The organism is Pseudomonas sp. Sample_11 (genome assembly GCF_004307505.1).
Lineage (GTDB): Bacteria > Pseudomonadota > Gammaproteobacteria > Pseudomonadales > Pseudomonadaceae > Aquipseudomonas > Aquipseudomonas atacamensis.
The window spans coordinates 37990-60321 of record NZ_RCOD01000008.1; the positions used below are offsets into that span (position 1 = coordinate 37990).

20 protein-coding genes are annotated in these 22332 nt (G+C 62.2%); 9 read left to right on the forward strand and 11 right to left on the reverse strand.

Annotation, left to right across the window (positions count from 1 at the left end; translation table 11 throughout):
* Positions 1-163: 163 nt before the first annotated feature.
* Genes D8U60_RS01765 through D8U60_RS01775 form a run of 3 tightly spaced genes read right to left on the reverse strand, consistent with a single transcriptional unit; the run spans position 164 to position 2294 of the window.
* Positions 164-754, reverse strand: a complete 591-nt coding sequence (locus D8U60_RS01765) for a YggT family protein (RefSeq protein WP_016772729.1) — start codon at positions 752-754, stop codon at positions 164-166.
* Between the two features lie 11 nt (positions 755-765).
* Complete coding sequence (gene proC, locus D8U60_RS01770; RefSeq protein ID WP_123441734.1) at positions 766-1584, reverse strand: pyrroline-5-carboxylate reductase; 819 nt, start codon at positions 1582-1584, stop codon at positions 766-768.
* A gap of 23 nt (positions 1585-1607) precedes the next feature.
* Positions 1608-2294: a YggS family pyridoxal phosphate-dependent enzyme gene (locus D8U60_RS01775; protein ID WP_123441733.1), complete on the reverse strand. Its 687-nt coding sequence runs from the start codon at positions 2292-2294 to the stop codon at positions 1608-1610.
* A gap of 56 nt (positions 2295-2350) precedes the next feature.
* Between D8U60_RS01775 and D8U60_RS01780 the strand changes: the two genes are divergently transcribed.
* Positions 2351-3385: a type IV pilus twitching motility protein PilT gene (locus D8U60_RS01780; protein WP_016772732.1), complete on the forward strand. Its 1035-nt coding sequence runs from the start codon at positions 2351-2353 to the stop codon at positions 3383-3385.
* Between the two features lie 125 nt (positions 3386-3510).
* On the opposite strand, the gene D8U60_RS01785 is transcribed toward D8U60_RS01780, so the two are convergent.
* Positions 3511-4128 (reverse strand): C40 family peptidase, encoded by a 618-nt coding sequence (locus D8U60_RS01785; protein WP_024014657.1) that lies wholly within the window; start codon positions 4126-4128, stop codon positions 3511-3513.
* A 248-nt stretch (positions 4129-4376) separates the two neighbouring features.
* Between D8U60_RS01785 and D8U60_RS01790 the strand changes: the two genes are divergently transcribed.
* Complete coding sequence (locus D8U60_RS01790; RefSeq protein WP_016772734.1) at positions 4377-4811, forward strand: TM2 domain-containing protein; 435 nt, start codon at positions 4377-4379, stop codon at positions 4809-4811.
* 95 nt (positions 4812-4906) lie between these two features.
* On the opposite strand, the gene D8U60_RS01795 is transcribed toward D8U60_RS01790, so the two are convergent.
* The 7 genes from D8U60_RS01795 to gshB all read right to left on the reverse strand — a co-directional run bounded on the left by D8U60_RS01795 (position 4907) and on the right by gshB (position 10952).
* Positions 4907-6178, reverse strand: coding sequence for a dihydroorotase (locus D8U60_RS01795; protein WP_130899351.1), 1272 nt, complete (start codon positions 6176-6178; stop codon positions 4907-4909).
* Complete coding sequence (locus tag D8U60_RS01800; protein WP_016772736.1) at positions 6175-7179, reverse strand: aspartate carbamoyltransferase catalytic subunit; 1005 nt, start codon at positions 7177-7179, stop codon at positions 6175-6177. The genes D8U60_RS01795 and D8U60_RS01800 overlap by 4 nt, the downstream gene beginning before the upstream one ends.
* Positions 7180-7206: 27 nt before the next feature.
* On the reverse strand, positions 7207-7713 hold the full coding sequence (gene pyrR, locus D8U60_RS01805) for a bifunctional pyr operon transcriptional regulator/uracil phosphoribosyltransferase PyrR (protein ID WP_024014655.1): 507 nt from the start codon (positions 7711-7713) through the stop codon (positions 7207-7209).
* 81 nt (positions 7714-7794) lie between these two features.
* Positions 7795-8232 (reverse strand): Holliday junction resolvase RuvX, encoded by a 438-nt coding sequence (ruvX, locus tag D8U60_RS01810; RefSeq protein WP_016772738.1) that lies wholly within the window; start codon positions 8230-8232, stop codon positions 7795-7797.
* On the reverse strand, positions 8232-8804 hold the full coding sequence (locus D8U60_RS01815) for a YqgE/AlgH family protein (RefSeq protein WP_016772739.1): 573 nt from the start codon (positions 8802-8804) through the stop codon (positions 8232-8234). Before D8U60_RS01815 ends, ruvX begins: the two co-directional genes overlap by 1 nt.
* A gap of 135 nt (positions 8805-8939) precedes the next feature.
* Positions 8940-9839 (reverse strand): energy transducer TonB, encoded by a 900-nt coding sequence (locus D8U60_RS01820; RefSeq protein WP_039757551.1) that lies wholly within the window; start codon positions 9837-9839, stop codon positions 8940-8942.
* 141 nt (positions 9840-9980) lie between these two features.
* Positions 9981-10952: a glutathione synthase gene (gene gshB, locus D8U60_RS01825; RefSeq protein ID WP_130899352.1), complete on the reverse strand. Its 972-nt coding sequence runs from the start codon at positions 10950-10952 to the stop codon at positions 9981-9983.
* A gap of 225 nt (positions 10953-11177) precedes the next feature.
* Here gshB and pilG point away from each other — a divergent pair, with 225 nt between their 5' ends.
* From pilG to D8U60_RS01860, 7 genes are all read left to right on the forward strand, one after another.
* Positions 11178-11582, forward strand: coding sequence for a twitching motility response regulator PilG (gene pilG / locus D8U60_RS01830; protein ID WP_016772743.1), 405 nt, complete (start codon positions 11178-11180; stop codon positions 11580-11582).
* A 60-nt stretch (positions 11583-11642) separates the two neighbouring features.
* Positions 11643-12008 (forward strand): twitching motility response regulator PilH, encoded by a 366-nt coding sequence (pilH, locus tag D8U60_RS01835; RefSeq protein ID WP_016772744.1) that lies wholly within the window; start codon positions 11643-11645, stop codon positions 12006-12008.
* Between the two features lie 10 nt (positions 12009-12018).
* The gene (locus tag D8U60_RS01840; RefSeq protein WP_016772745.1) at positions 12019-12558 is read left to right on the forward strand and encodes a chemotaxis protein CheW; all 540 of its coding nucleotides are present in this window, start codon (positions 12019-12021) and stop codon (positions 12556-12558) included.
* A gap of 209 nt (positions 12559-12767) precedes the next feature.
* The gene (locus tag D8U60_RS01845; RefSeq protein WP_016772746.1) at positions 12768-14816 is read left to right on the forward strand and encodes a methyl-accepting chemotaxis protein; all 2049 of its coding nucleotides are present in this window, start codon (positions 12768-12770) and stop codon (positions 14814-14816) included.
* A gap of 11 nt (positions 14817-14827) precedes the next feature.
* The gene (locus tag D8U60_RS01850; RefSeq protein WP_130899353.1) at positions 14828-20737 is read left to right on the forward strand and encodes an Hpt domain-containing protein; all 5910 of its coding nucleotides are present in this window, start codon (positions 14828-14830) and stop codon (positions 20735-20737) included.
* Entirely contained in the window at positions 20730-21200 is a 471-nt protein-coding gene (locus D8U60_RS01855; RefSeq protein WP_041476805.1) for a chemotaxis protein CheW, read from the forward strand. The genes D8U60_RS01850 and D8U60_RS01855 overlap by 8 nt, the downstream gene beginning before the upstream one ends.
* A 481-nt stretch (positions 21201-21681) precedes the next feature.
* Positions 21682-22047, forward strand: coding sequence for a hypothetical protein (locus D8U60_RS01860; protein ID WP_122603372.1), 366 nt, complete (start codon positions 21682-21684; stop codon positions 22045-22047).
* Positions 22048-22332: the final 285 nt, after the last annotated feature.

Genomic DNA, 22332 nt, shown 5'->3' on the forward strand with positions numbered 1-22332 from the left:
GGGGGGTTAGCGGCAAGCAACGATCAGGTCCGGCGTTTTCGCTTCGGACCGAGGTGCAGCCATTCGCGAGCAGGCTCGCTCCCACAGTTGAAATGCATCCCAATGTGGGAGCGAGCCTGCTCGCGAAAAAGGCGACTCGGTCAGTCAGACCGAACGCACTGGCTTACATCAGCAAACGCAGAATCTCTGGCATCATCGTCATCGCCGCCAGATTGTTGATCACCAGCATGTCGATCAATTTCAGCGCAAGGAAGGCGAAGATCGGCGACAGGTCCAGGCCGCCGAGGTTCGGCAGGAAACGACGGAACGGTGCCAGCGCCGGTTCACAGATCTGGTTGACCAGTTCAGCGCCCGGATTGTGGCTGCCCGGTGCGACCCACGACAGGATCACGCTGATGATCAGGGCGAAGAAGAAGATCTTCAGGAACAGCGCGGTGACGCCGATCAGCGACCAGATCACCAGTTGCAGCGGGTTGCCAGTGGTGCCGTAGGTCAGCAGCAGGGTCAGCGCCATCAGCAGCAGTTGCACCAGAATCGCCAGCACCAGCGACGACATGTCGAGGCCGAACAGGCTCGGGATGATCCGGCGCAAAGGCTTGAGCAGCGGCTGAGTGGCCTTGACCACGAACTGGCACAGCGGGTTGTAGAAGTTCGCCCGCACCAGTTGCAGGACGAAGCGCAGCAGCACGATCAGCAGGTACAGGCTGCCGAGGGTTTGCAGCACGTAAACCGCTGCGGTGTTCAATCCGATCATGTAAGGCTCCTTTATTTGCCCAGTTGTTCGGCCATTTCGGCCGAGCGGTGCGCGGCGGCGCCGAGTGCGGTTTCAACCAGCGCTTCGAAGCCGCCAGCCTGGAATGATTTGATCGCTGCTTCCGTGGTGCCGTTTGGCGAGGTCACGCGGCGACGCAGTTCGGCGGCGTCGACATCGCTGGACACCGCCATGTGCGCGGCGCCCAGAGCAGTCTGCACGGTCAGTTGCTCAGCGATCTCTTTTGGCAGGCCAAGTTTGACGCCGGCGGCGGTCATCGCTTCGATCAGCAGGAAGAAGTACGCCGGGCCGGAGCCGGACACTGCGGTGACTGCGTCCAGTTGCTGTTCTTCTTCCAGCCACAGCGCAATGCCGACGGCGGACAGCAGCTCTTCGGCTTGCTGGCGCTGCTCGGCGCTCACCTCGCTGGTCGCGTACAGACCGCTGACACCCTGACGCAGCAGCGCCGGAGTGTTCGGCATGCAGCGCACGATCGGCTGTTCGCCGAGCCACGCGGTCATGCTCGCGCAGGTGATGCCGGCGGCGATCGACACCACCAGTTGATTGGGCTTGAGGCTCGGGCGAATCGCCTCGCACACGGTTTTCATCGCCTGTGGCTTGACCGCCAGCACGATGACATCGACGCCGTCGATGGCCTGGGCGTTATCAGCGAAGGTTTCGATGCCGTGCTCGGCGTTGACTTTGGCGCGGGTGTCTTCGCCCGGATCGCTGGCGCGGATCTGCGCCGCTTCCAGACCTTTGGCGCGCAAGCCGCCAATCAGACTGGCCGCCATGTTGCCCGCACCGATAAACGCAATACGTGTGTTGCTCATGTGTGGTCCTTATCTGGAAACGTTCAAGACTGGGAATAATCTCTGGCGCCAAACAGCGCTGTACCGATCCGCACCCAAGTGGCGCCTTGGGCGATGGCCGACTCAAGGTCGTGGCTCATGCCCATGGACAGTGTGTCGAGCGGCAGAGCGAGGCTCGCCTGCAGTACCTGCACGGCGGCGAAGGCAGCGTCCTGTTCGGCGCGCTCCTCGGTCGGCTCGGGAATCGCCATCAGTCCGCGCAGTTTCAAGCGTGGCAGCGCGCTGATGGCCTCGGCCAGCGCTGGCAGATCGGCCGGGGTGCAACCGGATTTGCTCGCCTCGCCGCTGACATTGACCTGAATGCAGATGTTCAGTGGGGGCAGTTCGGCCGGGCGTTGTTCGGACAGGCGTTGGGCAATTTTCAGACGATCCACGGAGTGCACCCAGTCGAAATGCTCGGCAATCGCGCGAGTCTTGTTCGATTGAATGGGGCCGATGAAGTGCCAGATCAAGGGCAGGTCGGCCAGCTCCAGCTGTTTGCCCAAGGCTTCCTGCAAGTAGTTCTCGCCGAAGTCGCGCAGGCCCGCCGCATAGGCTTCCCGCAGGGCCTCGGCGGGTTTGGTCTTGCTCACGGCGAGCAAATGGATGCTGTTTTCGTCGCGGTGCGCAGCTTTGGCCGCTGCCTGGATGCGCGAACTAACCTGAAGGATGTTGTCTGCTATCGTGGACATCAAGAGGCGCCGGCGGTCTGTAGGTTCGCGGCATTCTACTGGAATTGAGGGACGCTATGGATATCACTGAACTGCTGGCCTTCAGCGCCAAACAGGGCGCTTCCGACCTGCACCTGTCGGCCGGCCTGCCGCCGATGATTCGCGTCGATGGCGACGTGCGACGGATCAATCTGCCGGCGCTGGACCACAAGCAAGTGCACGATCTGATCTACGACATCATGAACGACACCCAGCGCATCGAATTCGAGAAAAATCTGGAAACGGATTTTTCCTTCGATGTACCCGGCGTGGCGCGCTTTCGCGTCAACGCCTTCAACCAGAACCGTGGCGCCGGCGCTGTGTTCCGCACCATTCCGTCGAAAGTGCTGAGCATGGAAGACCTCGCCATGGGCGATGTTTTCCGCAAGATCACCGATGCGCCGCGCGGTTTGGTGCTGGTCACCGGGCCGACCGGCTCCGGCAAATCAACAACGCTGGCGGCGATGATCGATTACCTCAACACCCATCGCCATCACCACATTCTCACCATCGAAGACCCCATCGAGTTCGTCCATGAATCGCGCAAATGCCTGATCAATCAGCGCGAAGTTCATCGCGATACCCGCAGCTTCGCCACCGCGCTGCGCTCGGCCCTGCGTGAAGACCCGGACGTGATTCTGGTCGGCGAGATGCGTGATCTGGAAACCATTCGCCTGGCGCTGACCGCCGCCGAGACCGGGCATCTGGTATTCGGCACCCTGCACACAACCTCGGCGGCGAAGACCATCGACCGCGTGGTCGACGTGTTCCCCGGCGACGAGAAGTCGATGGTCCGTTCGATGCTGTCGGAGTCGTTGCTGGCGGTGGTGTCGCAGACATTGATCAAGAAGATCGGCGGCGGGCGGGTGGCGGCGCATGAAATCATGCTCGGGACATCGGCGATCCGTAACCTCATTCGCGAGGACAAGGTGGCGCAGATGTATTCAGCGATTCAGACCGGTGGGTCGTTGGGCATGCAGACACTCGATATGTGCCTGAAGGATCTGGTGACCAAGGGCTTGATCAGCCGCGAGCATGCACGCGAGAAAGCGCGTACGCCGGATAATTTTTGAGGGAGTGATCGTTCCCACGCTCTGCCTGGGAATGCAGCCCGGGACGCTCTGCGTCCCTGCCGAAGCGGACGCGGAGCGTCCATTGAGTCATTCCCACGCGGAGCGTGGGAACGATCGGTATGGTGTTAGCGCTGGACTACGCGCAGCTGCTGTTGCTCTTTCGGCAACACGCGCTTGGCGACGACGTAATGCTTTTCCCAGTACGGCTTGTTCAGCGTGTCGATGCTCACCGCTTTGCCCCGGCGCGGGGCGTGGATGAAGCGGTCGTTGCCCAGGTAGATGGCAACATGATTGACCCGACGGCTCTTGATGTTGAAGAAAATCAGATCGCCCGGCTTCAGATCCTTGCGCTCGACTTTCTCGCCGTGACCGCTGGCCATGGCATTGGAGGTGCGTGGCAGGTCGAACGTAGCGTCGTTGAACGCATATTTCACCAGGCCGCTGCAATCGAAGCCTTTACTTGGGCTGCTGCCGCCCCAACGATAAGGTGTACCGAGGACGTTTACCGCACGGCTCAGCACATTGCTGCTTTCCTTGCTCGCCATCGGTGGCACCAGCTTGCTGCGGCTCTTGCTGCTCAGCGTGGTGGTCTTGCTCTTGCTGCTTTTGCTCGATGGAGCCGAAGCATGGGATTTAGGGGTGAAGCCGTTGACGTTGGGAAGACGTTGCTCACGATTGGTGGCGTGGGCGGCCAGTGGCATTAATAGGCAAATAGTCAGCCATGTCTTGAAAAATGGTCGCATTAGGCGTGGCTCATAAGTGATAGCGCGCAACTTTATAACAGCTTTTTTTGCCGTTCCGAGGCCGTTCATCGATTCATTCGGCTGGCTACGGAACCAAAAACGCTCAAAAAGTACGCAATTGTCCGACAGAAGTCAGGTTCTACAAGGGTTTCGCGCTAGCAACGGTAACATTTGCCATACGTCGGCCACCTGTAAAAAAGTCACAAAGAAATGAAGAATATTTATCTATCGAGTGCAATGAGGTCTTAATGAACAGCTATCAGCTCCCCCGCGTGAAAGAAAAAGACACTCACAGCAAAGTCATCGGCTACCTGCTGTGGATTTTCGGATTCACCGGCGCGCACCGCTTTTATTACGGCAAGCCGGTGACCGGAACGATCTGGTTCTTCACCTTCGGTTTGCTGGGGATTGGCTGGCTGATCGACCTGTTTCTGATCCCGGCGATGGATCGCGAAGCGGATTTGCGCTTTGCTGCCGGGCCGATCGAGTACAACGTCGCGTGGATTCTGCTGACTTTCCTCGGTGTGTTCGGCGTGCACCGGATGTATCAGGGCAAATGGATCAGCGGCCTGCTGTATCTGCTGACCGGCGGGTTGTTCTTTATTGGCGTGCTGTATGACTTCTGGACCCTGAACGATCAGGTGTCGGTGCGCAACGCGCAGAATCGCGGCGCCTTCCAGTAAGTTTTTGCCAGATCAAAAGATCGCAGCCTGCGGCAGCTCCTACAGGGAAATGCATTCCAAAGTAGGAGCTGCCGAAGGCTGCGATCTTTTGCTTTTTAGGCCTTGTGAGTAATCCGCCCATCCACCAGCGTATAGCGAACGACACCCGGCAGACTGTGCCCGATGAACGGGCAGTTCTCGCCCTTCGACAGCCAGTGTTCACCGGCCACCGTCGATGCCTTCGGATCGAACAGCACGATATCCGCCGCACCACCTACCGCCAGTTTGCCCGCCGGCAGGCGCAGCGCTTCAGCCGGGCCTGCGCTCAGACGTGCCAGCAGCGTCGGCAGATCGAGCAAACCATCCTCAACCAGCGTCATCGCCAGCGGCAGCAGCAACTCAACACTGCTGATGCCCGGCTCGGTGGCGCCGAACGGTGCCAGTTTGGCGTCGCGCTCGTGGGGCTGGTGATGGCTGGAAATGGCAGAGACCACCCCGGATTTCACCGCTTCACGCAGACCATCGCGGTCGGCGCGGGTGCGCAGCGGCGGTTGCACGTGGTAGAGGCTGTTGAAGTCGATCAGCGCTTCGTCAGTCAGGATCAGCTGATACAACGCAACATCCGCCGTTACCTTCAAGCCACGGGCCTGCGCCTGAGCAATCAGCGCCACACCGCGCGCACTGGTCAACTGGCTGAAATGCGCACGCACGCCGGTCTGCTCGACCAGCAGCAGATCGCGAGCCAGCGCCACGGTTTCGGCGGTTTCCGGGATGCCCGGCAGGCCTAGGAAACTGGCGACCGCGCCTTCGTGGGCGAGACCGCCCTCGGCCAGATCGTGATCCTGCGAGTTGAAGATCACCGTCAGGTCGAAAGTCGCTGCGTATTCCAGCGCCCGGCACAGGGTGCGGCTGTTGCGAAAGCTTTCCAGACCGTTGCCGAACGCCACGCAACCGGCGTCGCGCAGCGCGACCAGTTCGGCCAGTTGTTCGCCGTCGAGGCCTTTGCTCAGCGCGCCAATCGGGAACACTTTGGTATTGCCGGCCTCGCGGGCGCGGTCGAGGATCAGCTCAGCCACGGCGGATGTGTCGAGCACCGGTCTGGTTTTCGGCGGGCAGCACAGGCTGGTCACGCCACCGGCAGCGGCGGCGCGGGTTTCGCTGACGATCGAGCCTTTGCGGCTGTAGCCCGGCTCGCGCAGGGCGACGTTGAGGTCGACCAGGCCAGGCGCGGCCACCAGGCCATGGGCATCGATGGTTTCCACTGCGCTGAAACCGGCCGGTGCGGCGCCGAGGGCGACGATCTTGCAGGCTTCAACGTGGATGTCGGTGATTTGATCCAGGCCGCCGCAGGGATCGATGACGCGTGCGCCGAGAATGCTGAGCTTCACTGGGCGTTCTCCTGCTCGAATTGACGTTGCGCAGTCTGCCCGCTCATGGCCATGGACAGCACGGCCATACGAATCGCGATGCCGTAGGTCACTTGATTGAGGATCACCGAGTGTGGGCCGTCGGCCACCGCCGACTCGATCTCCACACCACGGTTGATCGGCCCCGGGTGCATGACAATGCAATCGGGTTTGGCTCCGGCCAGACGTGCGGTGGTCAGGCCGAACAGGCGATAGAACTCGCCTTCGCTGGGCAGCAGGCCGCCGGTCATGCGCTCACGTTGCAGACGCAGCATGATCACCACGTCGACGTCTTTCAGGCCTTCAGCCATGTCGGTGTAGACCTTGACGCCGTATTGCTCGATGCCGATCGGCAGCAGGGTTTTCGGCGCGATCACGCGGATGTCCGGGCAGCCGAGGGTCTTCAGCGCGAGCATGTTCGAGCGCGCCACCCGCGAATGGAGGATGTCGCCGACGATCGCCACCGAGAGGTTTTCGAAACCGCCCTTGTGCCGACGGATGGTGAGCATGTCGAGCATGCCCTGGGTCGGGTGCGCATGCCGGCCGTCGCCGCCGTTGATGATCGCCACCTGCGGGCAGACATGCTCGGCGATGAAGTGCGCCGCGCCCGAGTCGCCGTGGCGCACGACGAACATGTCGGCGGCCATCGCTTCAAGGTTGCGCAGGGTATCGAGCAGCGTTTCGCCCTTGCTCGCCGACGATGTCGACACGTTCAGGGTGATCACGTCTGCCGACAACCGTTGGGCCGCCAGTTCGAAAGTGGTGCGGGTGCGCGTGGAGTTTTCGAAGAACACGTTGCACACGGTCTTGCCGCGCAGCAACGGGACCTTCTTCACCGCCCGGGCGCCGACTTCAAGGAACGAGTCGGCAGTGTCGAGGATTTCCGTCAGCAACTCGCGGCGCAAACCGTCGAGCGAGAGGAAGTGGCGCAGCTGGCCCTGATCATTGAGCTGCAGCGGGCGCTTGGTATCTAGAGGCGTCATCGCGAGGGGGACTCTCAATAGGGCGGATTAAAGGGTGACGTCTTGCAGTTCGAGCGTCAGCGGCTCGGGGCCGGACAACTTGACCCGCTGGTTGCCGGCCAGGGTCAGGGTGGCGCCGACCACGTTCGGGCGGATCGGCAGCTCACCGGCGTCCAGGTCCAGCAGGCAGACCAGGGTGACGCTGGCCGGACGGCCATAATCGAACAGTTCATTCATGGCGGCGCGGATGGTCCGACCGCTCATCAGCACGTCGTCGATCAGCACCAGATGCTGGCCTTCGATCTCGAAGGGCAGGGCGGACGGGCGCACTTGCGGGTGCAGGCCGTTCTGGCTGAAGTCGTCGCGGTAGAAGGACACATCCAGCGTGCCCAGTGGCGCATCGCTGGCCAGTTCCTTGAGCAGCGCCTGCGCGACCCAGATGCCGCCGGTGCGGATGCCGATGTAACGCGGTTCGCTGATGTCACGCTGGGCAAGGTGCGCCTTGAGGCGGGTCGCCATCTGGCTGATCAGATCGGCGGGATTGGGCAGGCTCATGGTTGCTCCTTCGTGATTCCGCGCTGCGTCCTGCCGGACGAAGCTCGGTTTATAACCAAAAGAAAAGCGCCGAAGCGCTTGTCAGGATTCAAACAATGCAGTGTTTTCATCGAGCCAGCCCTGCAGCAACAGGGCGGCGGCGATGGCGTCCACCGGGTTGTCGCGGTAACTGCCTTTCTGCCCGCCACGCACCAGTCGCTCGCCCTTGGCTTCGAAAGTGGTCAGGCGTTCGTCGTGGGTATAGAAGGGCAGGTTGTAGCGGCCGTTGAGGCGGCGGGCGAATTTCTCCGCGCGCACGCACATCTCGCTGGGCGTGCCGTCCATGTTCAGCGGCAGGCCGACCACCACGGCGTCGGGTTTCCATTCTTTTATCAGCGCTTCGACCTGATCCCAGTTCGGCACACCATTCTGTGCTTTGAGGGTGCACAGCTCGCGGGCCTGGCCGGTGATGACCTGGCCGACCGCGACGCCGATCTGTTTGGTGCCGTAGTCGAAGCCGAGAATCAGGCGCAGGGCCATCAGGCGTGACCCGCCTGGCTGGTGAGCAGATTGAGGTCGATGCCCAGGTGCCGCGCTGCCGCTTCCAGGCGCAATTCGCTGCGGGTGTTGAACAGGATGTCGGCGTTGAACGGGCAGGTCAGCCAGGCGTTGTCGGCCAGTTCGGCTTCCAGTTGCCCGGCTTCCCAACCGGCGTAACCGAGGGTGATCAGGCTCTGCGCGGGGCCGACGCCGTCAGCGATGGCGAACAGCACGTCCTGCGAAGTCGACAGGGCCAGGTCGCCGTCCAGCTGCGCCGTGGCCTGGAAGGTCTGGCCCGCCGGGTGCAGGACAAAACCGCGATCGGTCTGCACCGGCCCGCCGATGAAGATCGGCACATCCTGGCAACGCGCCGGCGGCTCGATGTCCGGGCGCAGCTGTTCGAGGATGTCGGCCAGGTTCAAGTCTTGCGGCCTGTTGACCACCAGCCCCATCGCGCCATTGGCCGTGTGCTCGACGATGTAGGTCAAGGTGTGGGCAAAGTTCGGGTCGGCCATGTGTGGCATGGCGATCAGGAAGTGATGCTTGAGGTAGCTGGGGCTGACGTTTTTCATGAGCGCTAGTGTGGCGTCGCAAGGGCGAACTGACAAGCTGAGGCTTTAAAAGATCGCAGCCTTCGGCAGCTCCTACAGGGTGTACGCAGGCCCACTGTAGGAGCTGCCGAAGGCTGCGATCTTTTGATTTTGCTCTTAATTGCTGGAGAGCTTGTCGCCCCGCGCAAATTTCCAGGTGCGGATGATTTCCAGGCGGTCGATGTCCGACAGATCACCGGTAAACGGTGCAAACGGCGCGGCCAGGCGGACGATGCGCTGCGCCGCCTGATCGAGCAGCGGCTGGCCGGAGGATTCGAGCACCAGCACTTCATACAGCGAACCGTCGCGATTGATCGAGACCATCAGGCGCAAATTGCCGTAGATCTGCTTGCGCCGTGCTTCTTCGGGGTAGTTGAGGTTGCCGATGCGCTCGACCTTCTTGCGCCAGTCGTCCTTGTACCACGCGCCCTTGTCGCGCATGGTCGAGGCCGCGCTCAGTCGGTGGATGCGCGGGCGCTTGGCGTACAGCTGTTGTTCCTTGGCCAGCTCCGCCTCGAGGCTGGCGATGTCGCTGGACAACTGCGAGCTGTCGAACACCGGCGCGTCGACGGTCGGTTTGACTTCGGTTTTGCTTTCTTCTTTCTTGGTCGGCGCCTTTTTCGGTTTCGGCGCAACGGTGGTCACCGCTGCCTTCGGGGCGGCTTCCTGCACCACTGGCTTGGCGGCGGGCGGCGGGGTGACCTTTTTGACCTGATTGTCCTGGAACGGCGCGACTTCGGTGGTCTTGGGCAGGGCCTTCTTGTCCAGCGTGCCGCTGCCTTCCTGGTTTTCCTGAGCGAGAAAATCTGCCTTTTCCGGCTTCTTCTCGGCCTTGAAGGTGGCCAGGGTGATTTCCAGGGTTTTGCTGATCTGCTGCGGCTCGACCATGGTGAAACCGACGCCGAGCAGCAGCGCCAGGTGAATCAGCGCCGCGAGAAACAGGGTAAAACCGAGGCGATCGGCCGGGCGCACGCCACGATGGGCGAGTTCAGCGGGCAGATCGGACGGCAGAGTCATCGTAGAAAAACCAACATCGCGTTTTTTTGGGCTCGGCATGATAACGCAATGTTGGTTTTTAGCTGCAAGCTACGAGCTTCAAGCGACAAGCTGCATAGGGGCAGCTTCAAGCTTCAAGCTTCAAGCTGACGCGGGCCGGCTTCAAGCTTGTGGCTTGCGGCTCGAAGCTTGCAGCTGCTTTTCGATAGCATCCATGAGCATGCCGCCGATATCAGTGCCGAACGCATTGTCGATTTCGCGGATGCAGGTCGGGCTGGTGACGTTGATTTCGGTCAGGTGCTCGCCGATCACGTCGAGGCCGACAAACAGCAGGCCTTTCTCGCGCAAGGTCGGGCCGACCTGGGCGGCGATCCAGCGATCCTTCTCGGTCAGCGGACGCGCTTCGCCACGGCCACCGGCGGCGAGGTTGCCACGGGTTTCGCCCATGGCCGGGATCCGCGCCAGGCAGTAATCCACCGGCTCGCCATCGATCATCAGGATGCGCTTGTCGCCATCGACGATCGCCGGCAGGTAGCCCTGAATCATGATCTGCTGCTTGCCGTGCAGGGTCAGGGTTTCGAGGATCACCGAGAGGTTCGGGTGGCCGGCGGTATGGCGGAAGATCGACGAACCGCCCATGCCGTCCAGCGGCTTGAGGATCACGTCACCGTGACGGTCGGCGAACTGACGCAATACGTCCGGGCGGCGGCTGACGATGGTCGGCGGCGTGCACTGCGGAAACAGCGTAGCGAACAGCTTTTCATTGCAGTCGCGCAGGCTCTGCGGCTTGTTCACCACCAGCACGCCAGCGGCTTCGGCCTGTTCCAGCAAATAAGTGGAATAGACGAATTCCATGTCGAACGGCGGATCCTTGCGCATCAGGATCACGTCCAGGTCGCTCAGCAGCTTGTCCTGTTCGGCGTCCAGTTCGAACCATTTGTCCGGGTTGGCGAAGACTTTCAGCGGGCTCATCCGCGCCCGCGCCTGGCCTTCGGCCTGATACAGGTCTTTCTGTTCCATGTAGAACAGTTCCCAGCCACGCTTCTGCGCGGCCAGCAGCATGGCCAGCGAGCTATCCTTTTTATAGGAGATGCTGGCGATAGGGTCCATGACAATCCCGACGCGAACGCTCATTGGGTTTTCCTCGAAATTTGGCTACCGGATCGGTATTGAAAAAGTGCCGCCAGAGTGGCGCCGGGCGGGTTTCGGGTCAAGGAAAAACCCGTCGATAGATTGCATCTGGAGACTGTGCTAAAAAGGCTGGCAGATCGCGCCGCCCCATGGGTTTCAAGGGTTTCAGGCCATTATTCACAGCAAAACGGACAATTTGATTCGCAAAGGCGACGGTAGAACCCTCTTATGGAACAGCAGTCCAGCGCCTTGAAGGTCATGGTGATCGACGACTCGAAAACGATTCGCCGCACCGCCGAAACATTGTTGAAGAATGTCGGTTGCGAAGTGATCACCGCCATCGACGGTTTCGATGCGCTGGCGAAGATTGCCGACCACCATCCCGGGATCATCTTTGTCGACATCATGATGCCGCGTCTGGACGGTTATCAGACCTGCGCCCTGATCAAGAACAACAGCGCCTTCAAGGCGACGCCGGTGATCATGCTGTCGTCCAGGGACGGTCTGTTCGACAAGGCCAAGGGGCGGATTGTCGGCTCTGATCAATTTCTGACCAAGCCGTTCAGCAAAGAAGAACTGCTCAACGCGATCCAGGCCCATGTTCCGGGCTTCGCCGCCGTTTTGCCGCAGTAAGACACGCACAGTGACGCTCGGCCAGCGGGCCGGCAGTCGACCAGAAAAATGGGGAAGACCATGGCACGTATCCTGATCGTCGATGATTCGCCGACTGAAATGTACAAACTCACCGGCATGCTCGAAAAGCACGGCCATGAAGTGCTCAAGGCCGAGAACGGCGCCGACGGCGTGGCCCTGGCCCGTCAGGAAAAACCCGACGCGGTGCTGATGGACATCGTCATGCCCGGCCTCAACGGTTTTCAGGCGACCCGCCAGTTGACCAAGGATGCCGACACGGCGCACATCCCGGTGATCATCATCACCACCAAGGATCAGGAGACCGACAAGGTCTGGGGCACCCGCCAGGGCGCCAAGGATTACCTGACCAAACCGGTCGACGAAGACACCCTGATCAAGACCCTGAACAACGTACTCAACGGCTGATCGCGCGATCATGAACGAATCGCTGACCGCGTTCGAACTGCTCTGGCAGATCGACCAGCGCTGCCGCCTGCTGGCAGCCGACCTGCCGTCGCAAGCGGCGCGCCCGGATCGCTGGAGCGGCATCGGCTTTCGCCTCGGCGAGCATTGGTATGTGGCGCCGATGGGCGAAGTCAGCGAAGTCCTGCATGAACCGCGCTTCACCCAGTTGCCCGGGGTCAAGCCGTGGGTCAAGGGTGTGGCTAACCTGCGCGGGCGGCTGCTGCCGATCATGGACCTGTGCGGCTTCTTCGGCCATGAACTGTCGCCGTTGCGCAAACAGCGGCGGGTATTGGTGGTGGAGCATGAAGACGTGTTCGCCGGGGTAATGGTCGACGAAGTCATCGGCTTGCAGCATTTCGAACAGGGCAGTTTCGAGCCGCTGTCGATCAGCAAGCGCCAGGGCTCCAAGGCCGAATTCGTCAAAGGCTATTTCCGCCGCGAACAGAACTGGCGGGTGTTCAGCCTGTTTGCACTGGCCAGATCTCCGGTGTTCATGGGTGTGGCTCTTTAGCACGAACAACAGAACCCATGTGGACGCGGGCCATGTGGCGAGGGGATTTATCCCCGTTGGGTCGCGCAGCGGCCCCAAAAACTGCAATGCCTGACACCGTCAGTGCATGCGATATTTTTGCGACTGCTTCGCAGCCGAACGGGGATAAATCCCCTCGCCACAAGGCTCGCTCCCACAAGGGCCATGGCAGGTTTCATAGGCGAGGACCGATGACAAAAGCAAAAACAGGCAAGTCGGCAGAAGCATCGCGCAGTCGCGCACAGATCATCGTGCTGTTTATCGCACTGATCGTGTTCATCATGCTGCTGTTCGCCAACTTCGCGTACCTCAACACCCAGGCGAACTACGACAAGCAGTACATCGGCCATGCCGGCGAACTGCGCGTGCTTTCGCAACGCATTGCCAAGAACGCCACCGAAGCGGCGGCGGGCAAGGCTGCGGCGTTCAAACTGCTCAGCGATGCGCGCAACGATTTCGCCCAGCGCTGGGGTTACCTGAAAAAGGGTGACCCGAACACCGGCCTGCCACCGGCACCCGTCGCCGTGCGCCCGGAAATGCGCGCGGTGCAGATGGACTGGGAGCGCCTGCTGAAAAACACCGATGCGATCCTCACCAGCGAACAGACCGTGCTGTCGCTGCATCAAGTCGCCGCGACGCTGGCCGAAACCGTGCCGCAGTTGCAGATCGAATACGAAAAAGTCGTGGAAATCCTCCTCCAGCGCGGCGCCCCGGCGGCGCAGGTGGCAATGGCGCAACGGCAATCGTTGCTTGCCGAACGCATCCTCGGTGCCGTCAACACGGTGCTTGCCGGTGACGAAAACTCGCAGCAGGCCGCCGACGCCTTTGGCCGCGATGCCGCGCGTTTCGGTCTGGTGCTCAACGGCATGTTGCAGGGCAACCCGGCGCTGAAAATCAGCCAGGTCGAAGACCGCGACGCCCGTGCGCGTTTGAGCGAAATCTCCGAGCTGTTCCAGTTCGTTTCCGGCTCCGTGGATGAAATCCTCGAAACCTCGCCTGAGCTGTTCAAGGTGCGCGAGTCGGCCAGCAACATCTTCACCCTGTCGCAAACCCTGCTCGACGAAGCCTCGCACTTGGCCACCGGGTTCGAGCACCTGGCCGGCGGGCGCAACACCGACACCATTGGCGGCTATGTGCTGGGCTTGCTGGCACTGGCCTCGATCATCCTCATCGGTCTGGTCATGGTCCGCGAAACCAATCGCCAATTGCGCGAGACCGCCGAGAAGAACGAGCGCAACCAGAACGCGATCATGCGCCTGCTCGACGAAATCGAAGACCTCGCCGATGGCGACCTCACCGTGACCGCCTCGGTGACCGAAGACTTCACCGGCACCATCGCCGATTCGATCAACTATTCCGTCGACCAATTGCGCGATCTGGTCGCCACCATCAACCTCACCGCCGGCCAGGTTGCCGCTGCGGTGCAGGAAACCCAGGCCACCGCCATGCATCTGGCCCAAGCCTCGGAGCAACAGGCGCAGCAGATTTCCGAAGCCTCGACAGCGATCAGCGACATGGCCGAGTCCATCGATCAGGTCTCGGCCAACGCTGCCGAATCGTCGGCGGTGGCCGAGCGTTCCGTGGAAATCGCCAACAAAGGCAACGAGGTGGTGCACAACACCATCCACGGCATGGACAACATCCGCGAACAGATTCAGGACACCGCCAAGCGCATCAAGCGCCTCGGCGAGTCGTCCCAGGAAATCGGCGACATCGTCAGCCTGATCGATGACATCGCCGACCAGACCAACATTCTCGCCCTCAACGCGGCGATCCAGGCATCGATGGCCGGCGACGCCGGGCGCGGTTTTGCCGTGGTTGCCGACGAAGTGCAGCGGCTGGCCGAGCGTTCGTCCGCCGCGACCCGGCAGATCGAAACCCTGGTGCGGGCGATTCAGGCCGACACCAACGAAGCGGTGATTTCCATGGAGCAGACCACCACCGAAGTGGTGCGCGGCGCGCGACTGGCGCAGGATGCCGGTGTGGCCCTGGAAGAAATCGAAGGCGTGTCCAAGACCCTCGCGGCGCTGATCCAGAGCATTTCCAACGCGGCGCAACAGCAGACGTCTTCGGCCGGGCAGATCTCGCTGACGATGAACGTGATCCAGCAGATCACCTCGCAGACTTCGTCGGGGTCCACGGCCACCGCCGAGAGCATCGGCAACCTGGCGAAAATGGCCAGTCAGTTGCGCCGTTCGGTGTCCGGTTTCACCTTGCCGGCGGCGACAGATAAAGCGTGAGTGGAGTGGTTATGGGTGATCGGCACGACTACGTGGCCCTGGAATGGGTCAAGGGCGAAATTGCCGAAACGCTGAAGCTGGCGCATCAGGCGATCGAAGCCGTGCTCGACGATCCGCAGGCCTTCCCCGGGCTGGACGAGTGCCTGGCCTACATTCATCAGGTCCACGGCAGCCTGCAAATGGTCGAGTTCTACGGCGCAGCGTTACTGGCCGAAGAAATGGAGCATCTGGTCGAAGCCCTGCAACATCAACGCGTGCCGCACCGCGACGAAGCCTTGCACCTGATGCTGCAAGCCCTGGGGCAACTGCCGCTTTACCTCGACCGCGTGCAGAGCGCCCGCCGCGACCTGCCGCTGGTGGTGCTGCCGCTGATCAACGACCTGCGCAGCGCTCGCGGTGAAAGCCTGCTGGCGGAAACCAGCCTGTTCAGCCCGCCACTGCCCGAGCTGGCGCCGCTCGGCGACGAGGCACTCGCCGCGCTGGAACCGCCCGATCTGCCGAACGTACTGCGCAAACTGCGGCAGATGCTGCAAATGGCTCTGGTCGGTCTGCTGCGCGAACAGGACGACCAGACGCACCTTGGCTATCTGGCCAAAGTCTTCAGCCGTCTCGAAGCGCTGAGCGGCGACGCGCCGTTGAGCCCGTTGTGGCAGGTCGCCTCGGCATTGGTCGAGGGCATGCGCGAGGGCGTCATCGCCAACAGTCCGGCGCTGCGCAGCCTGTTCAAGGACGCCGACCAAGAGCTCAAGCGCCTGCTCGAGCAGGGCATCGTCGGGCTCAATCAACCGGCGCCGGCCGAGCTGCTGAAAAGCCTGTTGTTCTATATTGCCAAAGCCGAACATCCCACCGGGCAGATGCTGACCATGAAAGATCACTACTCCCTGGACGACGCGTTGCCCGACAGCGCGATGGTCGATGAAGAACGCGCGCGCCTCGCCGGCCCCGACCGCGATGCCATGCGCTCGGTGCTGGCGGCGCTGTGCGAAGAGCTGGTGCGGGTCAAGGAGCGCCTCGATCTGTTCGTGCGCAGTGACCGCCAGCACGCTTCGGATCTGGACAGCCTGCTCGCGCCGCTGCGACAGATCGCCGACACCCTCGCGGTACTGGGTTTCGGCCAGCCGCGCAAAGTCATCATCGACCAACTGGCAGTGGTGCTCAGCCTCGCCCAAGGCCAGCGCGAACCGAACGACGCGATTCTCATGGACGTCGCCGGGGCCTTGCTCTACGTCGAAGCGACGCTGGCCGGCATGGTCGGCACGGTGGAGACGCAAAGCGCCGAAGACGCGCGCCTGCCGACCACCGACCTGACGCAGATCCATCAGATCGTGATCAAGGAAGCGCGCATCTGCCTGCAACAGGCCAAGGACATGATCGTCGATTACATCGACGCCGATTGGGACCGCCAGCATCTGCAATCGCTGCCCGATCTGCTGACACAGGTGCGCGGCGCGCTGGCGATGATTCCGCTGGCCCGCGCAGCGAGTCTGGTCGAGGCCTGCAACGGTTTCATTCGCGAGCATTTGATGCTCGATGCCCACGAACCGGGCTGGGAACAACTCGATCATCTGGCCGATGTGATCAGCAGCCTCGAGTATTACCTCGAACGCCTGAGCGACGACCCGCAGGCGCCCGCCGAACATCTGCTCGATGTCGCGCAAAACAGCCTCGCCAGCCTCGGCTTCTTCGCCAACGAGCAGCCCGGCGAAGCGCAGGTGCCGGTGCTCGATGAGGTGCTCAGCCCCAGCGAAGCGCAGCTCATGCAGGATCTGCAAGCGCTCGACGACCCTGACGTCGTGCAGTCGCTGGCCGAAGTGCTGGCCAGCCCGCTGTCGGCGCTCAACCCGCCGGCGCGCAACAGCCCCGACAGCCTGATGCCGCCGCCGGCCGATGAAGAACCGGTCGACGATGAACTGCGCGAAGTATTCCTCGAAGAGACCGACGAAGTTCTCGCAGTCCTCCACGAATACCTGCCGCGCTGGACCGCCAATCCCCAGGACCGCGCCGCCCTGATTGAGCTGCGTCGGGCCTTCCATACCTTGAAGGGCAGCGGGCGCATGGTCCGCGCGTTGGTCCTTGGCGAACTGGCCTGGGCGGTGGAAAACCTGCTCAACCGCGTGCTCGAACAAAGCGTCGAACCCGGCGCAGTGCTGCGCCAATTGCTCGGCGACACGCTGTTGCTGCTGCCCGAGCTGATCAACGAATTCGCCACCCAGCGTCAGCGCCAGCGCAACGATGTTGACCAACTCGCCGCCCGCGCCCACGCGTTGGCCAAAGGCGATGAGCCGCTGGCAGCCGAAGATACCGATGATGTCGCCGCGCTTGATCCGCTGCTGCTGGAAATCTTCCGCAAAGAAGCCGAAACCCACCTCGCGAGCCTCAACCGTTTCCTCGATCAGGCCGCCGAACAGGTGCCGTTGCCGGCCAGCGACGAACTGCAACGGGCGCTGCACACGCTCAAAGGCAGTGCCTCGATGGCCGGCGTATTGCCGATGGCCGAACTGGCGGCTTCGCTGGATCAACTGGCCCGCGAGTTCAAGGCGCATCAGTTGCCGCTGGATCTGGACGAGGTCGAATTGCTGCTCGAAGCCGAGGGCTTGTTCCGCGTCGGCCTGCGCCAGCTCAAACACGATCCGCTGGCGCCGATTGTCGGTGCGCAGTCGCTGATCAAACGCACCGAAGCGCTGCTCGCCGAGCGCCTGCAAGCCAGTTCCGATGGCGCTGACAGCGGCCTGCGCCTCAAGCGCGATCCGCAACTGATCAACAACTTCCTCGCCCAGGGCATGGACATCCTCCTCGACGCCGAAAACCTTTTGCAGCGCTGGCAGCAGCACCCCGGCGAACGCCAGGAACTCAGCGCCTTGCTCGATGAGCTGACCACTCTGGGCGAAGGTGCGCATCTGGCCGATCTGCAGGCGGTCGATGGCTTGTGCGAAGCCTTGCTCGACCTGTATGGCGCGGTGGAAGAAAGCAGCCTGGCGGTCAGCGAGCGGTTTTTCCACGAAGCGCAACTGGCCCACGAAGCGTTGATCAACATGCTCGACGAACTCGCTGCCGGCCAGGAAATCACCGCGCAACCGGAGCGTATTCGCGCCTTGCAGGATCTGCTCGACGAAGGCCTCGACCCGGCGGCGATGGGCCTGATCCGCAGCGATGGCAGCCGCACCCTGGACATTCGCGAGCTGGGCAGCGCCACCGCGCAATTGCAGCAATCGGTTGCCGCCCTCGAGCCGGACGACGAAATTGTCGAAATCTTCCTCGAAGAGGCGGTGGACATTCTCGACAGCGCGGGGCAAGCCTTGCAGCGCTGGCTCAAGGACCCGGACAACGCCGCGCCGCTGTCGTCATTGCAGCGCGACTTGCACACGCTGAAGGGCGGCGCGCGCATGGCCGAGGTCGAGGCCGTCGGCGATCTCGCCCAGGAACTGGAAAATCTCTACGAAGGGCTGGTCGATCGACGCTACAACCACAGCACCGCGCTCGAAGGTTTGTTGCAGCACAGTCATGAGCGTTTGGCACTGATGCTGGAGCAACTGCAAGCGCATCAAGCGCTGACTCCGGCACAGGATTTGATCGACGCGATCCGTCAGTTGCGTCAGGGCCAGGCCGCCAGCGAATCTGCCCCCGCAGCGGTCGAACACGACAACGCCGGGCATGATCCGGAACTGTTGGAAATCTTCCTCGAAGAAGGTTTCGACATCATCGAAAGCTCCGGCGCCGCGCTGTTGCGCTGGCAGGCCGAGCCGGGCAACCGTCAGGAAATCGAAACCCTGCTGCGCGATCTGCACACCCTCAAGGGTGGCGCGCGGATGGTCGAAATCGGCCCGATCGGCGACCTCGCCCATGAGCTGGAATTTCTCTACGAAAGCCTCTCCACCGGTGCGCTGCAACCGTCTGCCGAACTGTTCGCGCTGGTGCAGCGTGGCCATGACCGACTGGCGCAAATGCTCGATGGCGTGCGCGCCGGGCAACCGTGCCCGCCGGCCGATCGGCTGATCAGCGCCATCCAGAATTTCAGTCACCCGGTGCAGGTTGAAGCGCCGCCGGCGCCGGCTCCAGTCATCAAGCCCGAGGCCGCGCCGCCGAGCGCCGATGCTGGCGCGGACATGGTCAAGGTCTCGTCCGAGCTGCTTGATGAACTGGTCAATCTGGCCGGGGAAACCTCGATCTTTCGCGGACGGATCGAGCAGCAAGTCAACGATGCGCAGATTGCTCTCAACGAGATGGAAACCACCATCGAGCGCATGCGCGATCAGTTGCGCCGCCTCGACACCGAAACCCAGGGGCGCATTCTCAGCCGCCAGCAAGTCGATGGCGAACGCCTCGGTTACGAAGATTTCGATCCGCTGGAAATGGACCGCCATTCGCAGCTCCAGCAACTGTCGCGGGCGCTGTTCGAATCCGCCTCGGACCTGCTCGACCTCAAGGAAACCCTCGACCGCCGCAACCACGATGCGGAGAACCTGTTGCAGCAACAGGGGCGGATCAACACCGAATTGCAGGAAGGCCTGATGCGCACGCGCATGGTGCCGTTCGAACGCATGGTCCCGCGTCTGAAACGCATCGTGCGGCAGGTCGCCGAAGAGCTGGGCAAGGATGTCGCATTCGTCGTCGGCAACGCTGATGGCGAGATGGATCGCAACGTGCTGGAGCGCATGGCCGCGCCGCTGGAACACATGCTGCGCAATGCCGTCGACCATGGCCTCGAATCTGCCGAGGTGCGATTGGCGGCGGGTAAACCGGCGCAAGGGCAGATCACCCTCGATCTGTCGCGCGAGGGCGGCGACATGGTTTTCGACATCCGCGATGACGGCGCCGGTGTGCCGCTGGAAGCCGTGCGGCGCAAGGCGATCAAGCGCGGTCTGCTGGCGCCCGACGCCGAGATCAGCGACCGCGATGTGTTGCAGTTCATTCTCCAGCCGGGTTTCTCCACGGCGGAAAAGATCACCCAGATTTCCGGGCGTGGCGTCGGCATGGACGTGGTCCACGAAGAAGTGCGCCAACTCGGCGGCAGCATGAGCATCGATTCGGTGCCGGGGCAGGGCGTGCATTTCCGCATTCGCCTGCCGTTCACCGTGTCGGTCAACCGCGCGCTGATGGTGCAGTGCGCTGAGGATCAGTACGCGATCCCGCTGAACACCATCGAAGGCATCGTGCGCGTGTTGCCGAATGATCTGGAAGGGCACTTCCGTCAGGATCCGCCGAGTTATCAATACGCCGGCCAGCGTTATGAACTGTGCTACCTCGGCGAGCTGTTGAAGACTGCGCCACGGCCGAAACTGCTCGGGCAGAACCTGCCGTTGCCGGTGCTGCTGGTGCATTGCAACGACCGCCATGTTGCGGTGCTGGTCGACTCCATGGCCGGCACCCGCGAGATCGTGGTCAAGAGCCTCGGCCCGCAATTCGCGGCGGTGCAGGGCGTGTCGGGGGCGACGATTCTCGGCGATGGCAGGGTGGTGTTGATTCTGGATCTGCTCGCACCGATCCGGGCGATGCAGGCGCGCCTGGCGCAGGAACCGAAGGCCACGGAGATCGACAGCGAGCCGCACAAGCCGCTGCTGATCATGGTCGTCGATGACTCGGTAACGGTGCGCAAGGTCACCAGCCGTTTGCTCGAACGTCACGGCATGAACGTGCTGACCGCCAAGGACGGTGTCGATGCGATGCTGCTGCTCGAAGAGCACCTGCCCGACCTGATGCTGCTCGACATCGAAATGCCGCGCATGGACGGCTTCGAAGTCGCCACCCAGGTGCGCGCCGACGAACGCCTGCGCCACTTGCCGATCATCATGATCACCTCGCGCACCGGCCAGAAACACCGCGACCGCGCCATGGCCATCGGCGTCAACGACTACCTCGGCAAGCCGTATCAGGAATCGGTGTTGCTGGAGAGCATCGCCCAGTGGAGCAAGAAACATGCATGAGCACCGGCACAACCCGCGCACCAGCCAGCTCACCGGGCTGCTGCTGCCGCTGGCCGATCGCAACCTGATCCTGCCGAATGTCGCCATCGCCGAGCTGATCGACTACCAGGCCAGCGCCTTCGATCTCGACACGCCGCCGTGGTACCTGGGCCGGGTAACGTGGCGCGAGCGGCAGATTCCGCTGATCAGTTTCGAATCGGCCTGCGGGCAGAAAATCGTCATCGGCGAACGGGCGCGGATCGTGATTCTGAATGCGCTGGGCGGCTTGCCCGAGCTGAGATTCATCGCCCTGTTGGTGCAGGGGATTCCTCGGTCGTACAAGCTCGACAGTCAGTTGAGTTACGTCGATGTGCCGTTGTGCGCGCTGGAGCAGGCGGCGGTGCAGGTGGGCGAGCAGGTGGCCAAGGTGCCGGATTTGTTGGGGCTGGAGAAGTTGTTGGTGGATGCGGGATTGGCCCGCTGATCCAAGGCTTTCGCTTGATCGTTCCCACGCTCCGCGTGGGAATGCAGCCCGGGACGCTCCGCGTCCCATCAAGAGCCGAACGCGGAGCGTCCGTGGAGGCATTCCCACGCAGAACGTGGGAACGATCAACGCCAATCCTTGCCGGTGTTTAAAGACACCCAGTGTTACGCCGCACCAGCCTACAAATCCTTGCGCCGCTGCCTACGCCTGCGCCAGAATCCGCCGGCTTGTGCGCCCAGGGCTTGCTGCGTAACTTGGATCGGGTCACTGATTCCCAGTGATCGGGTTTAGTAGCCCGCGGTAATTCAGCTGGTCGTGCATTCATCACAGGTGTTCCGCATCTGAGCTTGATGGTGGCTGTACGTAGGGCGCTTCGGCGCGCCGGTTTAAGCTGAGTTCCCCGGTCTACTAACCTGCGTACAGTCGCCTCCCTTTCGTTTAGTAGCCAAGGGGTTGGCGCTCAACAACGGGAACACAGCTCATGTTCAAAGTAACGCCAAACCCGCCGACCAAAGACCCGGCATCGCCCTACCAATCCCCCGACTCAAAGAAATTCCACGAAGCCGCCGAGCGCGCCCTCGACCATTACCTCGGCCCGCCCAGCGCTGACTTCATGGCCCCGCCGTACACCCCCAACACGCTGTACATGGCCAACCCCGAAGCCGACACCGAGTCCTTGCTGGCCGACGCCTGTGAAACCCTGGGTTCGGCGACGGTGATGCTGCACAACCACGCCGCTTCCGTGGAAGGTTCGCAGCGCAAGACCCTGCAGGGCATCGCGCAGATTGTCATGGTGGCGGAGATGGCGGTGAATCGCGTGCTGGACAAAATGGTGCCAACCGACTGAAAGCCCCTCACCCCAGCCCTCTCCCAGAGGGAGAGGGAGCCGATCGAGGTGTCTCGCGTCCTACATCGACCTGAATGACCGAGTCGATTATGGATTCACTACAACGGGTTCAGGTCAGCGTCATTCCCAAGCATCCCCCAATCGGTTCCCTCTCCCTCCGGGAGAGGGCTAGGGTGAGGGTAGCTTTTGAACGTTACGCTCAGCGTAATGATTCACCGCCCAGCTTGATTGATGCCCTCATCACACACGCCTAACTTGGCTCCACGACAGCGAACCCGTGGAGTG